The organism is Janthinobacterium sp., from assembly GCF_031995485.1.
In the GTDB taxonomy this organism is placed as follows: domain Bacteria; phylum Pseudomonadota; class Gammaproteobacteria; order Burkholderiales; family Burkholderiaceae_D; genus Janthinobacterium.
Genome location: NZ_DAMAGB010000005.1, coordinates 191,438 through 200,017 on the forward strand (window position 1 = coordinate 191,438; position 8,580 = coordinate 200,017).

An 8,580-nucleotide genomic window follows, 5' to 3' on the forward strand; every position below is an offset into this window, starting at 1 on the left:
GCAATAACCTGGAAATACTCAAAATGGATTGGATTCCTATCGTCCTGGTGACGTTCAAGGCACTCGTGCTCGGCATCGGCATGTTCTACGCCATCAAGTGGCATTACGACAAAGGCAAGAAGGGGGAAGCCACGGATATGCGCGCGGTGCTGCGCGCGAGCGGCAAGGTGGTCGGCATCTTCGCGCTGCTGCTGCTGGTCCTCGGAATTGTCACCTACGTGGTGGTCAGCCAGGTCGGTCTGGAAATGAGTTACTGATAATGGCAAGGAAGTGTTGGCCGCTATCGACTGATGCGCCAGCAATTTTCCTCTCGGCCTTCCTTTCACACTCTGGACAAGTACCTCATGAGCAGCAGACCCTCCCCCGAACAACGACGCGAGCTGGGCAGTTTTCTCAGCAGCCGGCGCGCGCGCCTGCAGCCGGAAGCATACGGCCTGTTCAAAGGCGCGCGCCGCACGCCGGGGCTGCGCCGCGAGGAAGTGGCCGTGCTGGCCGGTGTCAGCGTCAGCTGGTACACCTGGCTGGAGCAGGGGCGCGAGATCCAGCCTTCGGCCGATGCGCTGCGCCGGATCGCGACGGTGCTCAAGCTCGACCAGGTGGAATCCAGCCATCTGTTCGCCTTGTCCTCGCGCGATGTGCCGGCCGTGACCCTGGCCACCGGCGGGCACCTGAGCGATGGCCTGGAGCTGCTGGTGCGCGCGATTCCCGTGCCGGCCTTTGTGCGCAATACCCGCTTCGATATCCTGGCCTGGAATGGTCCGATTACCGATCTGTTTGTCGACTATGGCCTGCTGCAGCCGCACGAGCGCAACACGCTGCGCCTGCTGTTTGTGTACCTGCCGTATCGCACGCGGATAGTCGATTGGGAACAACTGGCGCGCGGCATGATTTCGGCCTTTCGCGCGGCGCGCGCCCAGGCCCGCGACAAGGCGCCGTTCGACAGCCTGGTCGCTGAACTGAACGAACTGAGTCCGGAGTTTCGCGCATGGTGGCAGGATACCGATGTAAAAGGTTTCGACGAAGGCGCCAAACGCATGCGGCTGCCGTCAGGCGACATTGCCGCGTTTACCTATGTCGCACTGACGCCTGTCGGCCGGCCGGATCTGTCGCTGGTTACCTATATTCCCACGCCGCCCTGAGTTGCCGCCGCCATCCGATAACGATTAATTTAAAAAAACGCTAGACGACTGGTCTAATCGTTGCTATAGTGAAGTCCATGAACACACATGCCGATACCAGCGATGTCCGCGATAACATCCTTGCCACGGGCCAGCGCCTGATGGCGGGGAAAGGTTACTCGGCCGTCGGCCTGAACGAGATCCTGACCGCGGCTGGCGTGCCGAAGGGTTCCTTCTACCATTATTTCGGTTCGAAGGATGCGTTCGGCGAGGCGCTGCTCGACAGTTATTTCGAGGACTACCTGGCGGAAATTGATGTGACGCTGGCGCTGCCCGGCTTGAGCATGGCGCAGCGCGTGCTGCGTTATTTCGAAGTCTGGCAGCAGACGCAGTCCTTTTTTGACTGCCAGGGCAAATGCCTGGCCGTCAAGATGGCGGCCGAAGTGGCCGACCTGTCGGAGGCGATGCGCCTGTCGATCCGGCGCGGCACCAGCGGCATCGTCAGCCGCCTGGCGGCAGCGATCGAGGCCGGCGTGGCCGAAGGCTCGCTGGCGGTCAGCGGCGACGCCACCACGACGGCGCGCAGCCTGTACCAGCTGTGGCTGGGCGCGAGTATCATGGTCAAGATCGAACGCGACGTGGCGCCGTTTGCCACGGCCATGCAAAGTACGCGGGACATGCTGCACCTCTCCCCGGCATAAGGGAGTGAACACCACGCATTTCACTGAAATGCGTTTTTTTGAAATTGCATCTAGACGACCGGTCTAATAATTTGTAGTTCAATCTCACTTTGGAGAAATACCATGACGAACAACGTAAAAAAAGTACTGATGGTCCTGACCTCGCACGACACCCTGGGCAACACCGGCCGCAAGACCGGTTTCTGGCTGGAAGAACTGGCGGCGCCCTACTACACCTTCAAGGATGCGGGCGTCGAGATCGTGCTGGCCTCGCCAGCCGGCGGCCAGCCGCCGCTCGATCCGAAAAGCAACGAGCCATCGTTCCAGACCGAGCTGACGCGCCGCTTCGAAGCCGACCCGGCCGCCACCGCGCAACTGGCCGCCACCGTGCGCCTCGACAGCGTGAACCAGGCCGATTTCGACACGGTGTTCTACCCTGGCGGCCACGGCCCGCTGTGGGACCTGGCGGAAGACCAGCACTCGATCGCGCTGATCGAAGCGTTTATCGCTGCCAACAAGCCGGTGGCGCTGGTCTGCCATGCGCCGGGCGTGCTGCGCCACGTGAAATCGGCTGACGGCCGTCCGCTGGTGGAAGGCAAGAAAGTGTCGGGCTTTACCAATACCGAAGAGGAAGGCGTGGGCCTGACCGATGTGGTGCCGTTCCTGGTCGAAGACGAACTGAAAAAGCTCGGCGGCGTGTACTCGAAAGGCCCGGACTGGGGCTCGTACGTGGTGCAGGACGGTCTGCTGATCACGGGCCAGAACCCCGGTTCGTCGGAAGCGGCTGCCGCCCTGCTGCTCAAGCAACTCGGCTGATTTGACTAATCCGGCCAGCTGGCGCGGCGGCATGGTTGCCGCGCCAGCGCACTACCCTCATTTCTATAAAGCGGACCCCACGATGAACCACACACCACTGCTGCAGCCCATTACGCTGGGGCGCCACACCCTGAAAAACCGCATCGTGCTGCCGCCATTGACGCGCCAGCGCGCGGCCCAGCCGGGCGACGTGGCGACCGAACTGATGGCGACGTATTACGCGCAGCGCGCCGGCGCCGGCCTGCTCATCACCGAAGGCGCGCAGATCGAGCCGCGCGGCCAGGGCTATGCCTGGACCCCCGGCATCTACAGCCAGCAGCAAGTCGACGGCTGGCGCCAGGTAACGGACGCGGTGCATGCGGCAGGCGGCACCATCTTCGCGCAGCTGTGGCATGTGGGCCGCGTCTCGCACACGGCGCTGCAGCCGGACGGCGCGGCGCCGGTGGCGCCCTCCGCCATCCAGGCGCAAAAGGTAAAAGCGTTTGTCGAAACGGGCGACGGCGTGGGCGAACTGGTCCCGCCATCAATGCCGCAGGCCCTGAGCGTGGACGGCATCGCCGAAGTGGTGGCCTTGTATGCACAGGCCGCGCAAAACGCGCTCGACGCCGGTTTCGATGGCGTTGAAATCCATGCGGCCAACGGCTACCTGGTCAACCAGTTCATCTCGCAGCATGCGAATACCCGTACCGATGCCTACGGCGGCTCGCTGCAGAACCGCCTGCGCTTCCTGCGCGAAGTGGTGCAGGCGGTGGCGGCCGTGGTGGGGCCGGAACGCATGGGCGTGCGCTTTGCGCCGCTGTTCTCCGGCACCGACCAGGACCGCGTGTATATCGGCCTGGTGGAAGACGATCCGCAGGCGACCTATCTCGCAGCCATCCGGATTTTGCAAGAAGCCGGCGTCGGCTATCTGTCGATCGCCGAGGCGGACTGGGACAACGCGCCCGAGCTGCCGGACCACTTCCGGCGCGCGGTGCGCCAGGCCTTCAGCGGCCGCATCCTGTACGCCGGGCGCTATACGGCCGAACGCGGCGCGCGCCTGGTGGCCGCAGGCCTGGCCGACCTGATCGGCTTTGGCCGCCCGTTTATCGCCAACCCCGATTTGCCGGCGCGTATCGCCAACGGCTGGCCGCTCAACGCGGTCGAGCCGGCCACCATGTATGGCGGCGGCGAAGCCGGCTATACCGACTACCCCGCATATGCGGAAAGCACAACTCAAGCAAAGGAAGCAGCATGAACAATAATATCGAAGGCAAAGTCGTATTGATTACCGGCGGCAGCACCGGCATCGGCGCGGAAGTGGCGCGCCTGCTGGCCAGCCGCGGCGCCAAGGTGGCGATTGCCGCACGCCGCAAGGACAAGCTCGATGCAGTGGTGGCAAGCATCGCTGCCGAAGGCGGCAGCGCCCGCGCCTACCAGATGGATGTGACGGACAAGCGCCAGGTCGAGGCCGTGGTGGCGGCGACTGTCGCCGATTTCGGCCGCCTTGACGTGCTGATCAACAATGCGGGACTGATGCCGATCCGCCCCATGTCCGAGGTCAATACCGACGAGTGGGATGCGATGATCGACGTCAATCTGAAAGGCACGCTGTACGGCATCGCCGCCGCGCTGCCGCGCTTTCTGGCGCAGGAAAGCGGCCATATCATCAACCTGAGTTCGGTGGCTGGCGTAAAAGTGTTTGCGCCGGGCGGCACCGTGTATTCGGGGACCAAGTTTGCCGTCTCGGCGATTTCGGAAGGGCTGCGCCAGGAAGTGGGCGACAAGATCCGCGTGACCTCGATCGCCCCGGGCGCCGTCGACAGCGACCTGAAACACAGCACCTCGGGCACGGCGACCGATACCGTGCTCGACTTCTACAAGCAGGCGATACCGGCCGCATCGGTGGCGCGCGCAATTGCGTTTGCCATCGAGCAGCCGGCCGATGTGGACATCAATGAAATCGTCCTGCGTCCGACGCACCAGGTGTTCTGATGCGCCGCTGATGGGCTGGATCAGCGTCCCAGTTCCATCACCTTGCTCCATGCCGCCACGAAGTCGCCGACGAATTGTGCTTCGCCGTCGGCGCTGCCATACACTTCGGCAATCGCCCGCAGATGCGCGTTCGAGCCGAATACCAGGTCGACCCGGCTGGCGCGCCATTGCACCGCGCCCGTCTTGCGGTCGCGGCCTTCGAAGGCTTCGGCGGCGTCCGAGGTGGCGCTCCACACCGTGCCCATGTCGAGCAGCTTGACGAAGAAATCGTTGCTGAGCGTGCCGCGACGGGTGGTGAATTCACCCGCGTCACGCTGCGGGCTGTTGGCGCCCAGCACGCGCAGGCCGCCCACCAGCACGGTCATCTCGGGCGCGGTCAAAGTCAGCAGCTGCGCGCGGTCCACCAGCAACGCTTCGGCCGGCACGGCGTAGCGCGTTTTCTGGTAATTGCGGAAGCCGTCGGCGATCGGTTCGAGCACCTCGAACGACTCCACATCGGTCTGCTCTTGCGTGGCGTCGGTGCGGCCCGGCGTAAACGGCACCGTGACCGTATGGCCGGCCAGGCTGGCGGCCTGTTCGACAGCGGCAGCGCCGGCCAGCACGATCAGGTCGGCCAGCGACACGCGCTTGCCGCCGGTCGCCTTGCCGTTGAACTCGCCCTGCAATTTTTCCAGCGCCGCCAGTACCTTGCTCAATTGTTCCGGCTGGTTGACGGCCCAGTCCTTCTGCGGCGCCAGGCGCACGCGCGCGCCATCGGCGCCGCCACGCATGTCGGAGCCGCGATAGGTCGAGGCCGACGCCCACGCGGTCGACACCAGTTCCGATACGCTCAGGCCGCAAGCCAGGATGGACGCCTTCAGTGCGGCGATATCGGCGGCGTCGATCAGCGGGTGGTCGAGCGCCGGCACCGGGTCTTGCCAGATAAACTCTTCGGCCGGCACTTCGCTGCCCAGATAGCGCGATTTCGGTCCCATGTCGCGGTGCGTCAGCTTGAACCAGGCGCGCGCAAACGCGTCGGCGAATTGGTCCGGGTTGGCCAGGAAGCGGCGCGAGATCGCCTCGTAGGCCGGGTCGACGCGCAAGGCCAGGTCGGTGGTCAGCATGGTCGGCACCAGTTTTTTCGACGCGTCGTGCGCATGCGGAATGGAAGCTTCCGCGCCTTTGGCGAACCACTGGTGGGCGCCGGCCGGGCTCTTGCCCAGTTCCCATTCAAAGCCGAACAGGTGCTCGAAGAAGTCGTTGCTCCACTGCGCCGGCGTCTTGGTCCAGGTCACTTCCAGGCCGCTGGTAATCGTGTCGCCACCCTTGCCGCTGCCAAACTTGTTATGCCAGCCGAAACCCTGGGCGGCCAGGTCCGCCGCTTCCGGCTCGGGGCCGACATTGTCCGCCGGACCGGCGCCGTGCGTCTTGCCGAAGCTGTGGCCGCCTGCGATCAGGGCCACGGTTTCTTCGTCGTCCATGGCCATGCGCGCAAACGTGTCGCGGATATCGCGCGCCGCCAGCAGCGGATCGGGATTGCCATCCGGACCTTCCGGATTCACGTAGATCAGGCCCATCTGGACGGCCGCCAGCGGGTTTTCCAGCTTGCGGCTGTGCACGTCGCCATCGGCATCGTCGTCGGTGACCAGCACGCCGCCATCCTTGTCGACGCCGGGGCTGCCGTGCGCATAGCGCAGGTCGCCGCCGAGCCAGGTGGTTTCACGGCCCCAGTACACATCCTGGTCCGGTTCCCACGTATCGACGCGGCCACCGGCATAGCCGATGGTCTTGAAGCCCATGGTTTCCAGCGCCACGTTGCCGGTCAAAATGATCAGGTCGGCCCACGAAATCTTGCGGCCGTATTTCTGCTTGACGGGCCAGATCAGGCGGCGCGCCTTGTCCAGGCTGACGTTGTCGGGCCAGCTGTTCAGCGGCGCGAAGCGCTGCTGTCCGCGGCGCGCGCCACCGCGGCCGTCACCGGTGCGATAGGTGCCCGCGCTGTGCCAGGCCATGCGGATGAACAGTCCGCCATAGTGGCCGAAATCGGCCGGCCACCAGTCCTGCGAATCGGTCATCACGGCGGCCAGGTCGCGCTTGACGGCGGCCAGGTCCAGTGTATTGAATTCCTTGCGGTAGTCGAAGTTCGCGCCCATGGGATCGGACTTGGCCGAGTGCTGGTGCAGCAGGTCCAGGCGCAGTTGATCGGGCCACCAGTCGCGGTTGGTGGTGCCGGCAGTCCTGGACTGGCTGAATGGACATTGTCCCGCGCTTTTGTCGTTGCTCATTTGTATGCTCCTGCAGTTGAGTGATGGTTCAGGAAAGACCTCATGCCTATACACCTCTGAACTCTATCACCTTGAAAAGCCCGGTCGCCACCATCTTAGTGCCAGTACGCGCATCCGCTATTTTCTGTCCTCGCGGCAAGCATCAAGCAACTATGGCTATGCCACCCGCTCGTGCAGCGTCATGCGCAAACCCACCGGCGACATGGTAAATCCCATCGATTCCTGCGGCTCCCTGCCGTCGGCGGTATCGATGCTGTTGATCTCGAAACTGGCCAGCAGCATGGCGCACGCCACCTTGATTTCCAGCAGCGCCAGATAGCGCCCCGGGCAGGTGCGCGGGCCGGCGCCGAACGGCATCGAGACCTGTTTATTGATCGCGCCGGCACCCTGCCTGAGCCAGCGCGCGGGATCGAAATCGCTGCCGTTCTGCACATGCCTGTCGTCCATGCTGTCGTGGCGCATCACGCACCATACCAGGCCGCCTTGCGGCACCGCCACATCGTCCACCACGCTGTCGCGCAAGGCCTCCAGAGGAATAAAGGGCGTGGCCGGTTTCAGGCGCAGCGCTTCCTGGGCGCAGGCGTCGAGATAGTCGAGCGCATCGATCTGTTCGATCGTGACTGCTGCCGGATCGGGCGCGACGCGCCGCACTTCGTCGCGCGCCTGCTGCAGCGCGGCCGGGTTGCCGTGCAGCAGATACAGCAGCCACGCCAGCGTACTGCTGGTGGTCTCTTCACCCGCCAGCAGCAAGGTGGCGACATTGCCGGCCACGGCATCGTCGCCGATACCGCTACCTTCCTCCTGCGCCGCGCACAACATGGCCTCCAGCAGGTTGGCGGGACGCGCGCGGCGCACCGGATCGGTGGCCAGGCGCGTACGTGCGTCGGCGATCAGCGCGTCGACCGCTACGCTCAGCGCGGCGATGCTGGTGCCGAGCTGGCGCTCTTGCGGCAGCTTCAGGTAGCGCCAGTACGGAAACGGCGCCATCGAACGGCGCGCCACGCCGGCCAGGATGATTTCCATATGGCGTTGCAGCGCATGCTCGCCGTGCTCGATGGTATTGACGCCGGTGCCGAAGGCCAGTCCGGCGACGATGTCAATGCTGTAGCGTTTCAGGTCATCGGCCAGGGCGATGCTGGTGCCGGTGCGCGCGGCCTGGCGCCAGCGTTCGCGCAGGCGCAGGCTGGTGGCAAGCAGCGCTGGAAAATATGCCTTGACGGCGTGTGGCGCCAGCGCGGCCATGACCATGCGGCGCTGGTCGCGCCAGCTTGTGCCCTCGGCCAGCAGGATGCCGGGGGTGCCACCCATTTCCATCGACACCTTCGCCGTGACCGACGGGCGCCGGAAGCCATCGGGACGATCGCGCAGCACGCCGGCAACCAGCGCATGGTCGGCGATCACCAGCACCGGCGTGCGGGCAAAGCGCATGGCGAACAGCGGGCCATATTGCCTGGCCCACGCCTCCACCTGGCGGTGCATGCTGGTGGGCGACAGTTGCGGCAGGTTGCCGAGCAGGGGCCACGGGCGCGGTCCGGGCAGGTCGATAATCTGGCGTGGCTTGGCTGGCATGGCGATCTCCTGTGGTGGGATATGCATACTGTGCCGCCGCGCAAAATCGGCGTCTTGAACGTTTGCGACACATGCCCGCTGGTATAGAATTTGGCTATGTCACCATCAAGTGTGGAAAGCTTCCCATGGTGGCCTTGAGCAAGCTTTCTGGCGAGATGATTC

8 protein-coding genes are annotated in these 8,580 nt (G+C 64.6%); 6 read left to right on the plus strand and 2 right to left on the minus strand.

Annotation, left to right across the window (positions count from 1 at the left end):
* Nucleotides 1-23: 23 nt before the first annotated feature.
* The 6 genes from RTQ46_RS05960 to RTQ46_RS05985 all read left to right on the plus strand — a co-directional run bounded on the left by RTQ46_RS05960 (nucleotide 24) and on the right by RTQ46_RS05985 (nucleotide 4,585).
* Nucleotides 24-257, plus strand: a complete 234-nt coding sequence (locus RTQ46_RS05960; RefSeq protein ID WP_312435209.1) for a hypothetical protein — start codon at nucleotides 24-26, stop codon at nucleotides 255-257.
* An 87-nt stretch (nucleotides 258-344) separates the two neighbouring features.
* Entirely contained in the window at nucleotides 345-1,139 is a 795-nt protein-coding gene (locus RTQ46_RS05965) for a helix-turn-helix transcriptional regulator (protein ID WP_312435210.1), read from the plus strand.
* A 77-nt stretch (nucleotides 1,140-1,216) separates the two neighbouring features.
* Entirely contained in the window at nucleotides 1,217-1,819 is a 603-nt protein-coding gene (locus tag RTQ46_RS05970) for a TetR/AcrR family transcriptional regulator (RefSeq protein ID WP_312435211.1), read from the plus strand.
* 102 nt (nucleotides 1,820-1,921) lie between these two features.
* Nucleotides 1,922-2,614 carry a type 1 glutamine amidotransferase domain-containing protein gene (locus tag RTQ46_RS05975; RefSeq protein ID WP_312435212.1) on the plus strand — a complete coding sequence of 231 codons (693 nt, stop codon included), beginning with the start codon at nucleotides 1,922-1,924 and terminating at the stop codon, nucleotides 2,612-2,614.
* Between the two features lie 82 nt (nucleotides 2,615-2,696).
* Nucleotides 2,697-3,848: an alkene reductase gene (locus RTQ46_RS05980; protein WP_312435213.1), complete on the plus strand. Its 1,152-nt coding sequence runs from the start codon at nucleotides 2,697-2,699 to the stop codon at nucleotides 3,846-3,848.
* A complete protein-coding gene (locus RTQ46_RS05985) occupies nucleotides 3,845-4,585 on the plus strand; it encodes an SDR family oxidoreductase (RefSeq protein ID WP_312435214.1) in 741 nt (246 codons plus the stop codon). The genes RTQ46_RS05980 and RTQ46_RS05985 overlap by 4 nt, the downstream gene beginning before the upstream one ends.
* 20 nt (nucleotides 4,586-4,605) lie before the next feature.
* Here RTQ46_RS05985 and katG read toward each other — a convergent pair whose 3' ends face one another.
* Nucleotides 4,606-6,849 carry a catalase/peroxidase HPI gene (gene katG / locus RTQ46_RS05990; RefSeq protein ID WP_312435215.1) on the minus strand — a complete coding sequence of 748 codons (2,244 nt, stop codon included), beginning with the start codon at nucleotides 6,847-6,849 and terminating at the stop codon, nucleotides 4,606-4,608.
* A gap of 156 nt (nucleotides 6,850-7,005) precedes the next feature.
* Complete coding sequence (locus RTQ46_RS05995; protein WP_312435216.1) at nucleotides 7,006-8,418, minus strand: cytochrome P450; 1,413 nt, start codon at nucleotides 8,416-8,418, stop codon at nucleotides 7,006-7,008.
* Nucleotides 8,419-8,580: the final 162 nt, after the last annotated feature.